Source organism: Thermogutta terrifontis, assembly GCF_002277955.1.
Taxonomy (GTDB): domain Bacteria; phylum Planctomycetota; class Planctomycetia; order Pirellulales; family Thermoguttaceae; genus Thermogutta; species Thermogutta terrifontis.
In genome coordinates this window covers 3,600,949-3,619,850 of the sequence record NZ_CP018477.1, presented here as the reverse complement: position 1 = coordinate 3,619,850, position 18,902 = coordinate 3,600,949, and the positions used below count along the sequence as shown (strand labels likewise).

Genomic DNA, 18,902 nt, shown 5'->3' with positions numbered 1-18,902 from the left:
CCTCGGTGAATCTACGTCGTTCCACCCAACTGGGCGATCACGTGGGAAACCGCCGCGTACTGTTCTTCCAGTTGGCGAAGCGATTGCCGTTCTTTTTCCACGACGTTGCGGGGGGCCTTTTCTACAAAGGCCTGGTTTTCTAACTTCTTCCGCTTCTGCGAGATAAGGGCCTCCAATTTCGCCAGTTCCTGGCGCTTTCTCGCAATTTCCCGGCTCCGCTCTGTTTCGGAAAGTTTCACGCGGACCGTCGCCCCATCCCCCACATACACGACCGTGGAAAGCCCCGGCTCGCTTTCATCCACGAACTGAACATCCGCCCGGGCCATGGTCTGGAAATACGGCAACATTGCACGCAGTTGGCTCGCCACCTCTTCCCGAGCGACAATCTCTACCTGCATTGTTTCCGCTGGGGGAATCGCGTTACGCATGCGGTATTCACGCAGGGACTTCAATACTTCCTGGAAGCGGCGGAACTGCTCTTCGATCGCCCGGTCTTGATCTCCCGGCGAAGCGACCGGCCAGGGCGCGATCATAATGCTTTCGGCCGCTTGGGCTGGCTCCGGCAGGCCGCGAATCGGTGCTGCTTCCCCCAGCAGTTGCCACACATGCTCCGTGAGGAACGGAATCATCGGATGCAGAAGCCGCAGCAGTGTGTCGAGTCCGTGGACGAGCAGCCGCTGCGCCGGCGGTCGGCTTTCCGCAGCTTGCAGCCGAACCTTAACCATTTCCACATAGAAACTGCAGAATTCGTCCCAGGCAAAATCGTAGAGGGTCCGCGCCGCATCCGAAAAGCGATAATTCTCCAGATGATCCGTGACCTGCTGGACCACCGTCGCCAGGCGGCTCAGCAACCAGCGATCTTCCAACAACATTTCGTCTGGCCGCACCGTCCCCGGGGAAAAGCCTTCCAGGTTGAGAAGGACAAACCGCGACGCATTCCACAGTTTGTTACAAAAATTGCGGGCCAGTTCAAACCTTTCACTCACGACCGGGCCGCGCGGCAGGGCCTTGTCCTCCGGTTTTTCCGCCCATTGCGTGGCGAACGGTTTTTTACAATGCGGGCACGTGATGCGCGGGAGAATTCTATTCTCGCGGGTCTGCTCGATGAGCTGGCCGCAGTGCGGGCACTCGAAACTCACCGGCATGCGGATGTCCTGCGTTTCCGTGGTCAGATACGCCAGGCCGTAGCGGAGCGCATCCGCCCCGAATTTTTCCATCACGTCCACGGGATCAACACCATTCCCCTTGGACTTGGACATTCCTTCCCCGTAACCGTCCAGGATTTTGGGGTGAATGTACACATCTCTGAAGGGAACTTCTCCGACGTTGTAAAGCCCGGCCAGCACCATCCGCGCCACCCAAAGCGTGATGATGTCTCGGCTGGTCACCAGCGTGTTCGTGGGATAGAAATAGCGAAGCTCGGGCGTATCTTCCGGCCAGCCGAGAGTGGAGTGCGGCCACAGCGCGGAGCTGAACCACGTGTCCAGTACGTCTTCCTCCCGACGCAATGTGTGACCGGGAACAGCGTCTGCAGGGAGATCTTCCAGGGCACAGATAAGCCACTGGCGATGTTCCTCATCCCAGCGCCATACCACGTCATCCCGTCCCGCGAATGCGGCCTCCAACTCTTTCTCGGTGGCGGTATCGCAGTACCAGATAGGGATCTGATGGCCCCACCAGAGTTGCCGGCTTATCGGCCAGTCCCGCTTTTCACTGAGCCAGTCGAGATATGTTTTCGCGTAGCGGGGTGGAATTATCCGGACCCGCCCCTCGATGACCGCATCCATGGCCATCTGGGCCAGGCGTTCCATCTTCACGAACCACTGATCGGTGAGCAGGGGTTCGATCGGGGTCTTGGACCGATCTGAGTGGGCCAGGTCGATGATCCGCTCTTCGACCTTTTCAACCAGTCCGAGCTTCTCCAGGTCCGCCACCACGTTCTGTCGGGCCTCCATGATTGTCTGCCCCTTGTAAGCGCCCGCGTTTTCGTTGAGCGTCCCGTCGAGGTTGAGGATATTGATCATCGGCAAATTGTGCCGCAGCGCCACTTCGTAGTCGTTGGGATCGTGAGCGGGAGTGATCTTCACGCAACCGGTTCCCATTTCCGGTTTGGCCCAAATATCGGTGATGAGCGGAATCGGACGGTTCTGCAGGGGGAGCAGCACTTTTCGGCCCGCTCGGGCCATATCTCGCAATTTGAGGAGTGTGGGCAGGAGTGTCTGCCGCCGCTTTCGCAGATCCTCCAGTTCACGTTCCAGCTCGATGCGCTCCTTTTCACCGGCCGTGCTAAGCCGCTTCCGCAACTCGCGCTCAGCCTTATCCAGGGCCGCTTCTGGATCGGGATGGACGGCCACCGCGGTGTCGCCGAGCATTGTTTCGGGTCGGGTCGTCGCCACCGTCACATATTGCGGCTCGCCGGGTTGAGGATCAATGACGGGATACCGGAAATACCAGAAATGGCCGGGCACCGGCTCGTGGAACACTTCGTCGTCAGCAACGGCCGTCTGCAAAAGCGTATCCCAATTCACCAGGCGTCGCCCCCGATAGATGAGTCCATCCCGAAAGAGGCGGAAGAAGGTATGGCGTACCGCCCGCGCACAAATGGGATCGAGGGTAAAACGTGTCCGCCGCCAATCACAACTGCAGCCCATCCGCTTGAGCTGATCCAGGATCCTTTTTTCGTAGGCGTCCTTCCAGGCCCAAATTCTCGCCACCAGTCCTTCCCGCCCCACGTCGTGGCGCGTCTTGCCTTCTTCGGCCAGAAGCCGACGCTCCACAACCGCCTGGGTGGCAATTCCCGCATGGTCGGTCCCGGGAATCCACAGGGCATTAAAACCCTGCATCCGCTTCATGCGAATGAGAATATCTTGAAGTGTATTGTTGAGGGCATGGCCGAGATGAAGTGCACCAGTAACGTTCGGTGGCGGAATGACGATGGTATAGGGCGTGCGACTGGGATCCGGATCAGCATGAAAATACCCGCGCGACTCCCAAAAAGGATACCACCGTGATTCGGCCACCTTGGGGTCGTACTGCTTTGTCAGATCCTTCATGAAACTGGATGTCTGATTACCGTTCGCGGCTTGCTCCGACATTTTCCACCTTTTCCCTTGCCTGCTGTTCTCGTTCCTCGTCCTTGCAGAGTTTGTACTCGTAGCTATCGGCGAGAGCAATCCAACTTGCCTCGATGATATTTTCGCTTACCCCGACCGTGCCCCAGGAATCGGTCTCATCGCGGCTTTCAATCATTACCCGCACACCAGCCGCGGTCCCCGCTTCTGAGTTGATGACCCGCACCTTGTAATCCACCAGATGCATTTTGGCAAGATTGGGGAAGGTCCCATTGAGCGCTTTCCGCATCGCCGCGTCAAGGGCATTCACGGGGCCATCGCCCTCGGCCACCTCGTGGCGGATTTCGTTTCCTACCCGAATTTTCACAGTGGCCTCAGTCACAATGCGGCCGTCACTCTCTGTTTCGATATTAACGCGATAGGCCAGTCGCTCAAAGTGCGGCTTGAACGTCCCGAGGCACTGTTTGACCAAGAGGTCGAAAGATCCCTGGGCCGCCTCGTACTGGTACCCGGCATGTTCTCTCGCCACCACCTTGGCCAGAATCCTCTCCAGTAGTTTTGGGTCCGCCTGAATATTCAATTTTGCCGTGGCCGCCATGATGTTTGAGCGCCCCGACAACTCACTGACAAGGATTCGGCGTTCATTTCCTACTAATTGCGGGTCAATGTGCTCATAACTCTGGGGAACTCGGGAAACACCACTAACGTGCATCCCCCCTTTGTGGGCAAAAGCGCTCCTTCCGACGTATGGCTGATTGTTTCGATAGGGCATATTCACCATTTCGTAAACGAATCGGGAGAGGGCCGTCAGATGGCGAAGGGCGTCGGGCGTCAGCACCTCGTACCCTTTTTTCAGTCGCAAGTTTGCAATGACGGAGATCAGGTCGGCATTCCCGCAGCGTTCCCCGAAGCCATTGATTGTCCCCTGGACCTGGCTTGCCCCTGCATCCACGGCCGCGAGCGAGTTAGCAACCGCCACATCGCAATCGTTGTGGCAATGGATACCCACCGGGACCGGCAACAGCTCCACCACCTTCCTTGTGATTTCCGCTACTTCCTCGGGCATACTGCCCCCATTGGTGTCGCACAGAACGACCATTTTAGCACCAGCTTCCGCAGCTAAACGCACCGCTGTCAGCGCGTAGTCGCTGTCGTATTTGTAGCCGTCGAAAAAGTGCTCGGCGTCAAAGATTACTTCCCGTCCCTGGGAGCGAATATAACTGATTGTATCGGTAATCATTGCGAGGTTCTCTTCGCGGGTTGTGCGAAGGACCTGCTCCGCCTGAAAAGCCGAGGCTTTTCCCACGATCGTGACCACTTTCGTGCCCGCCTCAAGAAGGGACTTAATCCCCGAATCCTGGGCCACGTCGAGACCCTTCCGTCGGGTCATCCCGAAAGCCACGACGGTAGATCTATCGAGGGGGATTTGTGCCACTTTCTGGAAGTACTCGAAGTCCTTATCGTTTGAGGCCGGATACCCCCCTTCAATGTAATCAAATCCCAGCTCATTGAGCCGCCGTGTCAACAGGAGCTTGTCGTAAGCCGAGAAACTCACCCCCTCCCCCTGCGCCCCGTCCCGGAGCGTCGTGTCGTAGATCTCAATCCTCCGCATAAGGTCTCTCCTGGTCTTTCTGCTGATTGGCCGTGTCAAAACGCAACGTAAAAAATCTTGGGAATTTGTGGGTTCTCGTTGATTTGTTTTGATCGGTGGGCAAAAACGAAAAGCCCCGAGGTTTTTGGGGACCTCAGGGCTTTGGGATGTTTCTGAAAAACTACCGGCCCACGGTCCCCCTGCTCAGCCAATAATAATGCCAATAATCCGAGCGGCGACGCTCAGGACGTCGCAGCGCGGATAATCAACGGCTGAGAGGGGTTGACTCGCAGACACGGTTTTCAACTCCTGGCGTGGTAACTCCTTAAAGTATAACCCACCGTGCCGAATCGGCAAGTCGCCCGACGAGTGAGTCATTCCCCACTTTTCTGCTGCTGGAAAGTGGCACGGACCTCCACAACACCGGCGGCAGGTGCAAGCTTCAGCCCGGAGGGACGCGCGTGTCATGTCCATATTCGGAGGGACCTGCTTGTCAGGTCCGTATCTGGAGGGCAGGCCGGGTGGTCCCTGCTGTCCGTTAACGCTACACTGATACGCGTTCCAAGACCGATCGCAGGAGAATCATTATTTCGCTCCAATTGAAAGGGTTGAACGATGCGGATTTCACGTCGATTGATGCTCGGTTTGTGTGGGGCCGTTGCGTGGCGGTTTACTGGCCACCGGGCGTTCGCCGAATCAGCCCCAGCCTATCCGATCGGGGCGTGCGATTGGTCTCTGGGGGCACGACAAACCCCTCGCGCGTTCGAAGTGGCCAAGGAAATCGGTCTGGATGGGGTTCAGGTCAGCTTCGGGTCCCCCGGTGAGGAGTTCGATCTCCGCAAGCCGGAGGTTCGCCAGCAATACCAGGAGGCCTCCCGGCGAACTGGCGTGAAGATCGCGTCCCTGGCCATGGGGATCCTCAACAGTATCCCCTTTGCCAGCGACCCGCGAACCGAAGAATGGGTGTCAGACTGCATCGACGTAATGGCGGCTATGGGCCAGAAAATCGTACTCCTCGCGTTTTTCGGTAAAGGAGACATCCGGAACCAACCCGACCTGCAGGCGGAAGTGATTCGGAGGCTGAAGCGATTGGCCCCCAAGGCTGAGAAAGCGGGCGTCATTCTGGGCATCGAAAGCATGCTCAACGTCGATGACCACCTCAAAATCCTGGATGCTGTGGGATCACCAGCCGTGCAGGTGTACTACGATGTCGCAAACATGCACTACGCCGGTTACGACATTTTCGCTGAATTACGCCGGCTCGGTCGAGAACGGATTTGTCAGGTCCACACCAAGGAGTATGACCATCTCCTCGGACAAGGTCCCATCGACTTCCCAAAGATTCGTGACGTCCTTCAGGAAATCGGCTATACAGACTGGCTCATCCTTGAGGCCGCCACCGTCAAAGGACGGTCCATCGTCGATTGCTACCGCGAAAATGCACGCTATTTGCGATCCCTTTTTCACACGTCGCGGGAGAGCAGCTGAGGGTCGAGACAACTTTTTGACGCACGGACGGGCATCGCCTATCGCCGGTTTGTATCCCAATTTGGCAAAGTTTTTTGACTTTTGCCGCCCCGTAAGCTAGACAATGTTGAGGGGTATCGCCGAGACCCGTTTCAGGCCGTAGGTGGTTTGGCGATCCCCCGCCAATGGGTAAGAGCTATTTGCGGGGAAACCGGTGATGCCGACGTTCGAAGCGCAAAGCGATGCGGGTTTCTACGAACTGGTGAACCGCATATTGATGCGCTCCGACGCGCGTTCCCTTCAAGAACGGCGGATTCGCCCGCGGATGGAGTTCGATACCGAACAACGCATCGCCCCGTGGGTGGACAAGTCGCCCAGCGAAGGTGACTTTATCACCGTCCGCTGCTTCGATCTCAACAAGGGGGGCATTGCGTTCTTCCTCGATGAGCCTCCGCCGTTTCGCAAGCTAGTGGTCGAGCTCAAGTGCCCGCAAAAAAGGATTTACGTGCTGGCCGAGGTCGCCCATTATGCCCCGGTTCTCCTCTACCCCAACGGAGATATCGTCCTCCAGGAGGCAGAGGATGTCTTCGAAGAGGAAGATCTTCCGGACTTAGGCCAGCCGGTTCCCAAGATTCTCGTGGGATGTCGATTCCTTTCTCGGTGGACACCCTGCGAAGGCTCGGGGACATCCGGAACGTCACGTGCAGCGTCGCCATCGGGCTGATCGCGGCGAGGTTCACTGGATCACTGCCAGTAGCCCGCTCCGCATGTGTCCCAGCTTTTCACTGGAAACGATCTTTTGCCCCTCCTGATCGGTCACGTAGAACACGTCCACCACCTGATCGAGAAATGTTCCGATTTTCGCTCGCCAGATGAAGCACTTCTCCTGGTAAAGAAACCTCGAGACTTCGTAGAGTAGTCCAGGGCGGTCGTTGGCGAAAATCTCAATGATCGTGAATTCAGAATGGGAATGATTGTCGAATTCAACGCGAACTCGTGCGGGAGGAACACCGGCCAGGGCCTGCCGACCCACCTCCCACCGCCGAACGAAGACCGGCTGAAATTCCGGTTGGGTGAGTGACTGGCGAATAACCTCGTTAATTTCGTCGATGCGCTCCGGAGGTGGTTCACCCTGATAATTCGGATCACGAACAACATATTTGTCTAGAATCCACCCGTCGGCCAGGGTATAAATCTGGGCGGCAAGGATTTCCAGCCCCTGGCTCGATAACGCCCCCGTCAACCTGTGAAAAACACCGCGTGCCACGTTTTCCCGAGTGGCGATATTCCATAACAGAGTGTCGCTATCGGGACGATACTGAACTCGAATATCAACTGGCGTATCACCCAGCGAAGCCAGCCATCGCAGATCGGAAACCACGCTCGTCACATCTTCAGCAAGAAGCAGTCCTCCCGGCAGTTCCGCCAATTGTCGGCTGAAAAACGGCTTACGGGCATCCTCACCCAATGCACAGGCAACGGCCCGACGGCGGTCTTCCAGATCATTTTCCCGAAGAATAATGTCACCCGAGTCGGAGATGTACCGCGCTGTCCTCTGAAATAGCTCTGCCAGGAGATCTGCCTTCCACGCCGTCCAATTGTCCGGAGACACCGCCATAAGGTCCGCTGCCGTGAGCACGTACAGCATCTGAAGAATCTCTGGCGATCCCACTTCCGTGGCAAACTGGACAACAAGCTGCTCATCGCTGATGTCGCGGCGTAATGAGAGATGATTCATCCGCAGGTGAGAGCCAACCAGATACTCCAGGACATTCTGCTCCTCATCGGAAAGAGCCAGACGTTCTCCTACCTCCCGCGCAATAGCGCGACCCGTTTCGCAATGATCGGAGCCTAGCCCTTTGCCCAAATCATGCAGGAGGAGCGCGAGATGAAGGATTTTCTTCTGGGCAATCCGCCGATAAGTATCCCCTAGTAATCCGGAGGTATCCGCCAGGGCGGTTGCTGCTTCCACTGCCCGGAGACTGTGTTCATCCACCGTGTAATGATGGTACTGATTGAACTGGAGCAGGCCCCGCGTATGTTCGAACGCCGGGATAAATCGCTCGAGCAATCGTACCTTATGAAGACCTCGCAGAACATGAGCAAGCTGGTGTGGAGATTCAAAAAGCCCTGCGAAGCGACGGAAAATCTCCGGTGGAATCGGGCTGCTCAGAGCGCACACATGGCGACGGATGGTGTCCCAGACCGTCCAGTCCAACGGCCGATTCACACGCTGGCTGGTTTCCAGGAGTTCCAAGAGCACTTCCCAGCCCCGAGCAAGCGCCTCCTGGCCTGCCGCCGTGATCACGAGGGACTCACCACGTTCTACAAGATAGCCGTTCTGGGACCAGGTTACCAGGAAGTTTCGTCTTCGTTGAGACGACCGGGCACATTCGGAAAAACGCTGGGCCACAGCGAATACGTGCTCGGTCTTACGGAAGTAGTCCCGCATGAAAACCTCCGCAGGGAGAAGGTTGTGTTCTCCGGAATAGCCCCACGTCGTTGCCAGTTGCCACTGATCACTTCGCGTGAGAGCGTCATGAGCTCTCCCCGCACGCCAGTGCAGCCACTGCCGGACGGCCCAGAGAAAGTCTTCCGCCTCACTCAGAGCTGCCGCGTCCTCGGAGTCCAATGTGGCCACCTCGGAGAGTTCGACTCCCAGTTCCCCGAACCGCTGCACCCAGTGAACCAGTTGCAGATCGCGTAGCCCCCCGGGGGAACGCTTGACATTTGGCTGAAGAATGTACACCGTCTGCCCGTATCGTTCCCGTTCGACATCTCGTGCCCGCACCACGTCCTTAAGAAGCTGGTCCCCATACCGCCGGACAGTTCGTTCCAGCAGCTGGTGAAAGTGCCGGAAAACGTCGAGATCTCCGCAGAGCAATCGGGCCTGGAGCACGGCCGTGAGAAACTGAGGATCTTTCAGAATGTGGCGAGTAACCGTTCTGCTAGTATGGGCAGAGAACCCGACCTGCCAACCCAGGTCGAATACGTCCCGGTAGAAACCGGCAGAAACAGTCCGCAGAACAGGCGATGCGCGACCAGGTGTGAAGAGCAAAAGGTCGATATCCGAGTAGGGTGCAACGATACTCCGGCCGAATCCCCCCAGAGCCAACAGCGCATAGCCGCCCGTGGATTTTTCGTCGGCGCCGGCCACCTCCCATTCGTGGGCCCACATCCTGGTGACCACGCTCTCCCAGAGCGCCGCCAGTCGGCGTCCCACCGACACACCTGATTTCCTATTCAAGCATTCGCTTGCTATCGAGAGTGTGTCGTTCCACAGTTGTTCGCGAAGTTGCGCGATAAGTGGATGAATCACGGGAAAGAGCCGCTACACCGACAGCAAAGATCCTTTGCTCTTTTATTGGCCCCTTGTCGGGAGTAACGCCGCAAACGAGCCGATCTTTCCTAAACGCATTCGCACGGCGAAAACGCGTCATTCCCTGTAGCAGGATTTTGCAAGGTGGAGTGGAGATACGTTTCAGTAACGCAACTCATTTAAGTGCCTGGTCACCGGTCTCCCGGGTGCGGATTCTGACCGCCTGAGCGACTTCGCTCACAAAAATCTTACCGTCGCCCACCTGGCCCGTGTAAGCAGACTGAATGATCGTATCGATCACCCTGTCCAGATCAGCGTCCGGCACCACCACTTCGATCTTAACTTTGGGGACAAGATCGACGCTGTATTCCGCCCCGCGGTAGATTTCGGTATGGCCCTTCTGACGCCCAAAGCCTCTGACTTCCGTGACCGTCATCCCCTGAATTCCTTCCTTGGTCAAGGCCGCTTTGACGTCTTCAAGCTTGAAATGTCGGATAATCGCTTCGATCTTTTTCATGTTTGCAAAAACTCCTCACGCGACAAGGATGCCACTTGGCGCTCGAGCGTCGATGACATCATTTTCCCAGATTCCCAACCACCTCTGTAGGACCGGTCTCGATGACAAACTGCTCGGGATAAGCGAACAAGCCGTGTTCGGTGATATCCAGACCTCGCAACTCCGTTTCTCGGTCCACCCGCAGGCCGACCGTGTACTTGATTCCGAGAAAGAGCGCCAGAGACGTGAGAAACGACCACAGGAAGGCCACCAAGATTCCCAGCAATTGTACCAGGAGCGAATGAACCTCGCCGGTCGTCAGGAGGCCACCTTCTGTCGCAAAGAGCCCGACCGCCAGTGTCCCCCACGCCCCGCACACCCCGTGAACAGAGACCGCGCCTACAGGGTCATCGAGCCCTGCTCGGTCGAGGAGGACCGCAGAAATCACGACGAGGCCTCCCGCCACCGCTCCCGTGAGAACTGAATACGACGCTGGGATGACGTCGCAACCTGCCGTGATCGCCACCAGTCCCGCCAGCGCGCCGTTTAACGCGAAAGACGGATCTGGCTTTTTAAACCACAACCACGAGACAATCAGTGCACCGATAGCTCCTGCCGAAGCGGCGAGATTCGTGGTGACGGCCACGTAAGCAAAATGCCCGCCGCCAATGCTCAGCGTGCTCCCCGGATTAAATCCGAACCATCCCAGCCAGAGAATAAAGACCCCCAGCCCGGCCAGCGGAATGTTGTGACCAGGAATCGGAACAATTCGTCCTGCCCTGTATTTTCCGAGCCGCGGCCCAAGCACCAGGGCTCCAGCCAGGGCGGCCCAACCACCAATCGAGTGCACCACTGTGGAGCCAGCAAAATCGTGAAATCCCATGTTCCCCAGCCAACTCGTCCCCTGATAAGCCGCTCCCCAGACCCAGCTTCCAAAAATTGGATACGTCAGGGCACTGATGACTGCGGAATAGATGAGATAAGCGTGAAAATGGATCCGTTCCGCCACGGCACCACTCACAATAGTGGCGGCTGTCGCGCAGAACACCGTTTGGAAAATGAGAAACCCCCAGTCGTAACTCTTCTCCCCATGGAAAAAGAAGTGCGAAGTGCCGAACAATCCATTACTTTTCCCGAACATCAGGCCGAAACCGACAGCCCAAAACAGCAAACTCCCCACACAGAAATCGAGCAAATTCTTCATTAGGATATTGGCTGCATTCTTTGCCCGAGTGAAGCCGATTTCCACACAGGCAAAACCGGCCTGCATGGCAAACACCAGAAAAGCCGCAATGCACATCCACAAAAGGTCTACTTCTCCACGAAGGTTCGCGGAGGTGATCTTCCCCTCGTCGTCGCGGGCAAGGGATGATTGGGCCAGGATTTCCAACCGCTCATCCACCGAGAGGGACTGGAACGGCCTGTCCCCCTCAGCTATCTCCGCCATCAACGGGCGATCAACGCACAGACAAAACCAACTGGCCACTGCCAGAACAAGCGCACAGACTGTTCGAATCACCCCGATCACCTTTCCTGCTGAGGTCGAAACACAGCACATCGTTTTTCGCAAGAGGGGATTTGCAACCGCTGTGCCCATCGACGGGAAAATGCCGACTAATTTTCCTTGTGCAAGCTCGTCACTGTTCGAGCGACCTGCGCAAGTCATTGGCCCGTCGAATGTTACATTCCGGGCGAAATACTCGCGGGGGCGAGCAAGAATTCGGGATCCACCATCCCAAACATAAGGCGGTCCACATCACCGGCACGACGCCTGCCCATTTGTTAAGCACAGATGCGCAGATTCTTATCACGCAAGAGGACGAGGTTGCTATACACTCCTAAATCCGTGATATTTTCGAGCCGGAGATTGCCAAAATGCGCAATCAAATGCGGCGTTTCAGTCGGCCAACAAGGTCCTATTGCACTGATTTTGCGCAGGCAATGCACACGTCATCGGCATACAGATTCTTGGCGTCAGAAAAAGCGGTGTGTGACTGGGCTCCCTCATGCTTTTCGCGGGGGTGGTTCCCAGGGATGTTCCACCACGCCCGCCTGGTGATTGAGCCACCGGGCCAGCACGAAGAGAAAATCACCGAGACGATTGATGAATGCCAGCACAACCGGCGAAAGCGGCGTTCCCAATTCGAGCCCTTCCCGAACGAGGGCAACCAAACGCCTCTCGGCTCGCCGGCACACAGCCCGGGCAAAATGCGTCAGCGCTCCCGCACGCTCTCCCCCCGGCAAAATAAACCGATCGAGGGGCGGTAGTTCGGCGTCGAGCTGATCGATGGCTTCCTCGAGCTCGCGGACATATTCCGGCGTGATATATTGCGTGCCCTGACGCTGGGGATCAGGAGTCGCGACCTCGGCTCCCAGCTCAAAAAGCCAGTTCTGGATTGTGGCTAAAAGCGCGTCCGCACGTGGGGGGATCCTCTCTGCTCGAATAAGTCCGATCGCAGAGTTGAGTTCATCGATGGTCCCACAGGTCTCGATCCGCAAGCAATCCTTTCCCACGCGTGGACCTCGGTAAAGACCGGTCTCGCCGGAATCTCCCGAGCGTGTGTAGATTTTGGCTCCCATCAAAGATCTCACTCCTTCACTCAAGAACGGTCAATTGAACATCTGCCTTTGGCCCCATTTACTTTCACCCACATGACTCAACGATCCTACCGTCGCCATTCTCAGATTTGCTCGCAATTGCGCCGCACGGTCAGGTCTATTAAACTGGCTCAGCCCACGTGAAACACGTGAACATTGCCGCCTCCCCTTGCCTCACTACGTACGATGGATCTGCCCCCGGGGCGCAATAAGACCAGGCCATCAGTCACGCTCCAGTTTGACAATCTCGATCCTGATTTGACCAAGAAGTTTCGTCATGGGCAGAAAGGCAGCCATGGCGTCGGCCCCGGCCAGTGAATCATGTCCGAATTTGATATAGCCGACATCAATGCCTCCATACCCCCTCGTGGCGTCGAAACCTATCCAGCAACCATTAACAAGTAATTCCGTCCACATGTGGTAATAAAACGCATCCCGGTGGTGCACGAGCCCCACTGCCACCCGCGATGGAATATTACAGGCCCGGGCCAGCGCGGCCAGCAACACGGCGTGCTCCGTGCAATCACCCTCTTTCGTGTTCAGCACATCGAGTGCGGAAAGAAACGTTTGATTGTAATCTCGGTTCTTCACAGTTTGGAAGACATAGCGCTCCAACGCGACAGCCAACTCGGAAGGTTCGTTGGCATTTTTAGCAAATGATTCGGCAATGGTACGGATTTGGGATGCATCGGATTGAATCCATAAATTGGGCTCCATCTCGTCACGCGTCGCCTGCTCAGCACAACTTCCCGTGATACCGCGGGGCCGCCGAAGTGTCACCGTTAACTCCACAACACCTTCGGCTAACGGTCGGACCTGCTGATTGGTTCCACTCGCCAAAAGTTCGGCGAGTCCTTCGATCTGCCCCTTTATGTGATACACTGCGCGACGTGCTCCTCTCAAATCTTCCGGCGCACGAGCTGGAATGCGAATGTCCTCAATGAGGTCCAAAGAAGAAAACCTTTCCTGTAAAGCACGCTCCCTGGTCACAAGGACAGCATCCACCGGAGGGGAGTCCATCCGCTGTTTGACAATCGTGCCTGAGGAATCGACCCAAACAGTCTGTTCTATTCTTTGTTTGCCTGGCAACGTGTACGTAATTTCTATCCGGAGAACTCGGGATTTACCTTCCGGAAGCTGAATGACCTCGAAATCGCGGGAGTGGGCCTTCGCCCAGCACACTCCGTTCACTCCCAGCATAAGGCAGGAAAACTCCCGGACTTCGTGGGGCTGCATGGGTTTTTCCCAAAGGCAGTCTTGAAGTCCCAGAAAGCCTCGGCAGTCCTTCGGAAGATCAAAAGTTTGTTGAGCCGTTCTTCCCGCCACGATCGTTTCCACCACCAGTTGCTTGCCATCAACTCGACCGCGGTATTCCGCGAGGGCTTTGCCCTGTTCGACCGTGACTGTGAACTCGCGGGGATGACCCTCACACGTTTCCAGGGCTCGGTACCGCGTCACTACCGAAACCGGGGTTCCCATTCTCTTCACGCGGAGCACCACTTCTCCTTCTACCTTGCGAAAGGCCGGCGATGGATCGTCCACGGATCGCACGGAAATTCGCTCGTAACCAACAGTCTCGCCAAACAGCGATTGCAAATACCACAACTCCCGCGCCTGTTGAGAGGGTTTCGAACCTGCCGGAGTCTGTGCGGTCCTGGCTGATGCCGCCGAGGGCTGGGCCTGGCCGACGCACCCGACGGGGATTACTTCAATCAACAGGCAAATCATCATGAGGAAAACCCACGGCCTGGGTTCCCCTACAACGCGACCGCACCAATTCTTGATTGCAGTGGGCATTCCGCGCGGCGGTTTCTCAGCACGATTACGCATGTCTGCCTCAAAAAACTTTCGCAAGAGCGCCACCCAAAGCCCCGGCAAATCTCAAACGTTTCCCCAGGAAAGGTAAAGAGCCGTGTTGCGCCGACCTGCGCACAATTGGCCCGTTCGGTTTTCCTTAGCCCTTCGATGCGAACTTCTCACGTTACCGAGCTTTTCCGTACGGTATGCCGCGTACAACACGCCTGCGAAATGCGATCGGGAATGCCATCTCGCGGCCGCACGCTATCAATTTTAATGCTAGAGTTCCTCTAGAGAACTCGTCGCGGAATGCCACCAGGCATGCGGCGATAGCGGTGGCCGCCGCTCAACGGCCTGGATTCCGCAGGGCTTTTCACCGCGATTATTCGCGGAGTTCGAGGAAGGGCAGATTATAGGGGGTTCACGACAAAAAAGATGCTGGGATTGGGAGGGAACAGCACCAGGTCCCGTCAAAAAATGTACTAGGTTAAAGGCGGGGGAACAGGAATCCCACAACAGATGACCAGGAGCGGTGCCGGTATTCCCGGAGTTGATTTGGAGACCTACGACTTCAGCAACAGCAGATTGTGCAAGATTTTCCGGAAATACGAGGGTGCAACGCAGCGATGGGCTTCCTTAAGAAATTCATCAGAAACGTCTTACGTGAAGGCTCTCAGGCACAACTCCGGAGCAGCTTCGAACATCTGAGCGAGGAGGAGCTGGAAGCCCATCTCCGCATCGCCAAATACGGCAACTTCACCCTCACCGATGCCATTCGCCCTTCCTACGACCTCCAGGTGGTTCCCCGCGAGGGATATCGCCACGATATCTACCGCAGCGACAACGGGAAAACGGTCATTCCCGTCCTCATGGCGTCCGTGTCGAAAGAACGGCTTTTCGACACGTTCATGGAGCTACTCGACCCACTGGGTGATGAGGTGGATGTAGTCCTCGAAACGAGTCACAACCGCGATCGGCCGGGCCATCACGACCTCTACCGCGAAGACATCGACATGCCGGTACTGAAGAGTGTCCTCTGGGAATTCGAAGATCTACTTCTTAACGACGGTTGTACCGGCGTGGCAGTTCTTAACCCGGATATTCCCCTGGAAGTCCAGTTCGACGAGCACAAGCTCCTCATCTGCTACGGATCGGATCTCCGCTCGTTTGAACGGATCCTCAAGGGTCACGGAATTCCCAATGACGAGCAGATCCGATTCATAACAGAAGCGGAACACGTGCATTCTTCCACCGAGTACTACGCCAGACGTTTCGAAGAGCTGAAGATGTATCTCGGCATGGATGAAGGGTGCTACGTGTAACCCGCATCGAGGATGCCGCTGCAGATTCCGCGATTTGGGCAGAAAATACCGGACCTATCAGTCCTATCGAGCCGTCTGGCGCCGGCGAGATTCAACCACTCAATTTGCCGAAATCCGTGATCAGGCGACGTCTTTCTAAATCATTGGTCTGCCGTTTGCGCCGGATGTTTGGCTCCCGCCGATGAGCCCCGCACGGAGAAAGCTGACTCCCCAGCGTCCCGACTCTCAGCGTCTCACCATAGCTTGGCAGGACGCCTTCGCTCACTATCTGTCGGCCGAATGCCACCTCGCAGAGAATACCGTGAAAGCCTACGCCCGGGATATTCGCCGGTTCACCGAATGGCTGGGCGGGCGGAGTATCGCTTCGCTCGGCATTCAGGACCTCTCGGACTATGTGGGCTGGCTGCATGAGCGGGGTTTGGCCCCGACCTCCCTCGCTCGGCATCTCGTTTCCCTGCGTCTTTTCCTCCGCTACTTGCAACTGGAAGGGATTCTTCAGCACAATCACGCCGAGCTGCTCAACAGTCCTCAAGTCTGGGAGCGGGTGCCCAGCGTGCTTTCTCCTCAACAGGTTGAGGCGTTACTGGCCAGTCCCCGGCCCTATGACAAGTGTTTCCTGCGCAATCGGGCCATCCTGGAATTCCTCTACGCGACAGGCTGCCGGGTGAGCGAAGTCGCCCAGCTCAAACTGGAGGACGTTCACCTGAACGATAGATACTGCATCTGTCGGGGCAAAGGCAATAAGCAGCGGGTGGTCCCGCTGGGGCAGCGGGCCATCGAAGCCTTTGAGTATTACATGGCACGTGAGCGTCCCCTCCTGGTTAAGAATGTCGTGCCCTCCCCTCCCTGGGCCTTTGTATCATACCGGGGGAAGCGGCTTCGCCGTGAGCGTATTTGGGAGCTTCTCAAGTTCTACGCCCTTCGGGCAGGTCTGCCACCGGATATTAGTCCTCACACGCTGCGGCACAGTTTCGCCACCCACCTTCTCGCCGGGGGTGCCGACCTCCGCGTCGTCCAGGAAATGCTTGGACATGCCTCGATCGCTACCACACAGATCTACACGCACGTCGATTACACACGCCTGAAGGCGATTCACAAACGCTTCCATCCGCGGGGTTGATCCACCGTTTTGAGCGGCAAAGCCAGTTGGCAATCTGAAGAGAATGCGGGTAACTGAAGTTGACTCACAGTCAAAGCAGCCGCGGTGCAAGCATTTGGGAGTAGGGGGAAAGATTTCCTAATTTTTGGCGGAAACCTGTTAAAAAGGGAAACTACCCTTTCTGGGCATTGTCATAGGATAAGTAATTCCCCGCGGAACACCAGACGCACCTCACGATCCTTCTTTGTGAGGCGGCGCGAACTTGATTTTCTCAACCATTCGGACGATTTGACCATCCGGGCCAATGTAGCCCGAGACCGCGGTTATGGCTCGAATTACATACTCGTAGCGGAGGTCGTAATCGCAATCCAGCTCCACCTCGGCATCGCCCGCTCCTCCGGGTCCGGAAGCGTCCCCCACCAGAGCGCGGACCTGATCACGGAGTTCGGCAAAACTCGAGAGTCGTCGTTCCGCCAGAAACAGCCCAGCGAGCTCGCCTCCAGCCCCCGCGGTCATACGGACCTTGATCGGCGGTAACTGCAGGTCCGACGGCACCCCGGCACTGGGCGCGGCTTGCGGCATCTTGATGAAGAAGTCGCCTTCAGGGGCCGTGATCTTGAATGTCATGATGAAGAACGTCAGAAGCTGAAAGACGACGTCGATCATCGGCGTCATCATCAGCTCGATCTTTCCCCCGGTATGTTTGCCGGATCCACGGAACTTCATGCTATGGACTCTCCTGCTTTGCGCGGAGGGTAAATTTTTCAAATCCCACAGTTTGACACAGCCGGATCAACTCCTGGACACGGCCAGTCTTGGCGTAGCGGTCTGCTCGAATGATGATCGTCGTGTTGCGGAAGTCGCCGCCCCGGCGAGAAATCAGTTCCTTCTCCACCTCCAACACAGGTCGGAGGTTCTCCATTGTGAACTCATCCACCCCGTAGAAGACGGTCCCCCGAGCGGTCATCTGAAGCGTGATGGGCCAGGCAGGGGCAGTGTCGGGTGGCTTGGCCAATTCGCTGGCGGGAAGCCGAATCAGTTGATTCTGATCGCCTTCCGAAAAGTTTATCAAAATCATAAAGAAGGCGATCAACTGAAACGTCATATCGATCATCGGCGTCATGTCGCCTTCAGCGTCTGGAATTTGGCGACCTCTTTTGTATCGCATGAGCAACCACTCCGCTTAAAGCCGCCCTCCACCTCGGCTGGATCCGGTTGTCAACCGCTCTGCCGCGTCAAAAATCCCTCATCACTTGCGAGGTGCAGCGGTCGAGAATCGGGACATGAGACCTTCGCTCACAATTCCTACTTCGAGCACCAGTCGGGCAATACGGTTCCGCAGGAAACCGTACGCAATGATGGCGGGAATGGCGATGATCAAGCCCACCAGTGTGGTGATGAGCGCGGTGGAAATACCCCGAGCCAGTTCGGACGGCTTTGGTGTCGTGGTGCTGTTGGCGATAACGCTGAACGATCGCACCATACCGTCCACGGTTCCCAGAAGTCCCACCATCGGGCTGATCGTGCCAATCAGACCGATGTAGCTCAATCGGTGCTCCATTCGCATGGCCTGCTCTTCACCGACTTCCTGCATCGCCTCAATGGCCTGGGAATAACCTGCTGACAGCTTGGCGAGCCCCGCCGAAAGCACCTGCCCGAGGAACGAATCATCGTTTTTGGCCAGTTCATAGGCTTCCTGAAATTTTTTCTCGTTAAAAAGTGTCTCGAAGCCATCGATCAGGGCGGACGGCATCACTGCCTCTCGACGGCACGACACCAGATTCATGACCAAAAGGGCCACGAAGGAGAAGGAGATCGTCAAAAAAGCCAGCGTGTATGTCCAGCCAAGGGACTCAAAAAACCAACGCAGCACGGATTTTTCCTGGGGTCTTGCCTCGGTCTCCGGGGCGCCTGCCCCCTGTGCCGCGGGGGCCGCTTCGGGCAACTGATCATCTGCCGGTGCCGCCTCCTCAGCCGCAGCGACCCGCTCCACAAACCTGGGAAAGTATGGCACCACCCCTAAAAACAGCGTCAGACCGGCAAGTGTCGCCACAACTGCCCCGGTCCACGTCGAGAAGAAACCCTGTCGCATGAAATCCTCCGTCACTGGCTTATTGGACCTGGCACATCCGATAGAACACC

At 56.8% G+C, this 18,902-nt stretch carries 14 protein-coding genes; 4 read left to right on the top strand and 10 right to left on the bottom strand.

Annotation, left to right across the window (positions count from 1 at the left end):
- Positions 1-11 precede the first annotated feature (11 nt).
- The gene (locus tag THTE_RS13375) at positions 12-3,095 is read right to left on the bottom strand and encodes a valine--tRNA ligase (protein ID WP_237260147.1); all 3,084 of its coding nucleotides are present in this window, start codon (positions 3,093-3,095) and stop codon (positions 12-14) included.
- A complete protein-coding gene (gene cimA, locus THTE_RS13370; RefSeq protein WP_095415899.1) occupies positions 3,070-4,683 on the bottom strand; it encodes a citramalate synthase in 1,614 nt (537 codons plus the stop codon). Before cimA ends, THTE_RS13375 begins: the two co-directional genes overlap by 26 nt.
- 594 nt (positions 4,684-5,277) lie before the next feature.
- On the opposite strand from cimA, the gene THTE_RS13365 reads away from it, so the two are divergent.
- Positions 5,278-6,150, top strand: a complete 873-nt coding sequence (locus tag THTE_RS13365) for a sugar phosphate isomerase/epimerase family protein (RefSeq protein ID WP_207651716.1) — start codon at positions 5,278-5,280, stop codon at positions 6,148-6,150.
- A 196-nt stretch (positions 6,151-6,346) separates the two neighbouring features.
- On the top strand, positions 6,347-6,853 hold the full coding sequence (locus tag THTE_RS13360) for a hypothetical protein (protein ID WP_095415898.1): 507 nt from the start codon (positions 6,347-6,349) through the stop codon (positions 6,851-6,853).
- Between the two features lie 12 nt (positions 6,854-6,865).
- Here the strand turns inward: THTE_RS13360 and THTE_RS13355 are convergent, their stop codons facing one another.
- The 5 genes from THTE_RS13355 to THTE_RS13335 form a co-directional block, all read right to left on the bottom strand.
- A complete protein-coding gene (locus tag THTE_RS13355) occupies positions 6,866-9,358 on the bottom strand; it encodes a [protein-PII] uridylyltransferase family protein (RefSeq protein ID WP_095415897.1) in 2,493 nt (830 codons plus the stop codon).
- Positions 9,359-9,623: 265 nt separating this feature from the next.
- Positions 9,624-9,965, bottom strand: coding sequence for a P-II family nitrogen regulator (locus THTE_RS13350; RefSeq protein ID WP_095415896.1), 342 nt, complete (start codon positions 9,963-9,965; stop codon positions 9,624-9,626).
- A 58-nt stretch (positions 9,966-10,023) separates the two neighbouring features.
- A complete protein-coding gene (locus THTE_RS13345) occupies positions 10,024-11,463 on the bottom strand; it encodes an ammonium transporter (protein WP_237260146.1) in 1,440 nt (479 codons plus the stop codon).
- A gap of 485 nt (positions 11,464-11,948) precedes the next feature.
- Positions 11,949-12,524 (bottom strand): cob(I)yrinic acid a,c-diamide adenosyltransferase, encoded by a 576-nt coding sequence (locus THTE_RS13340; protein ID WP_095415895.1) that lies wholly within the window; start codon positions 12,522-12,524, stop codon positions 11,949-11,951.
- A 240-nt stretch (positions 12,525-12,764) separates the two neighbouring features.
- Positions 12,765-14,372 (bottom strand): transglutaminase-like domain-containing protein, encoded by a 1,608-nt coding sequence (locus tag THTE_RS13335; protein ID WP_157732095.1) that lies wholly within the window; start codon positions 14,370-14,372, stop codon positions 12,765-12,767.
- Positions 14,373-14,965: 593 nt separating this feature from the next.
- On the opposite strand from THTE_RS13335, the gene THTE_RS13330 reads away from it, so the two are divergent.
- Together THTE_RS13330 and xerD are read left to right on the top strand one after the other, a co-directional pair.
- On the top strand, positions 14,966-15,661 hold the full coding sequence (locus THTE_RS13330; RefSeq protein WP_095415893.1) for a hypothetical protein: 696 nt from the start codon (positions 14,966-14,968) through the stop codon (positions 15,659-15,661).
- Positions 15,662-15,842: 181 nt separating this feature from the next.
- A complete protein-coding gene (xerD, locus tag THTE_RS13325; protein ID WP_095415892.1) occupies positions 15,843-16,781 on the top strand; it encodes a site-specific tyrosine recombinase XerD in 939 nt (312 codons plus the stop codon).
- Positions 16,782-16,991: 210 nt separating this feature from the next.
- On the opposite strand, the gene THTE_RS13320 is transcribed toward xerD, so the two are convergent.
- The 3 genes from THTE_RS13320 to THTE_RS13310 form a co-directional block, all read right to left on the bottom strand.
- A complete protein-coding gene (locus THTE_RS13320) occupies positions 16,992-17,486 on the bottom strand; it encodes an ExbD/TolR family protein (protein WP_095415891.1) in 495 nt (164 codons plus the stop codon).
- A 1-nt stretch (position 17,487) separates the two neighbouring features.
- Entirely contained in the window at positions 17,488-17,928 is a 441-nt protein-coding gene (locus tag THTE_RS13315; protein WP_095415890.1) for an ExbD/TolR family protein, read from the bottom strand.
- 81 nt (positions 17,929-18,009) lie between these two features.
- Positions 18,010-18,852 carry a MotA/TolQ/ExbB proton channel family protein gene (locus THTE_RS13310; RefSeq protein WP_095415889.1) on the bottom strand — a complete coding sequence of 281 codons (843 nt, stop codon included), beginning with the start codon at positions 18,850-18,852 and terminating at the stop codon, positions 18,010-18,012.
- Between the last annotated feature and the right edge of the window lie 50 nt (positions 18,853-18,902).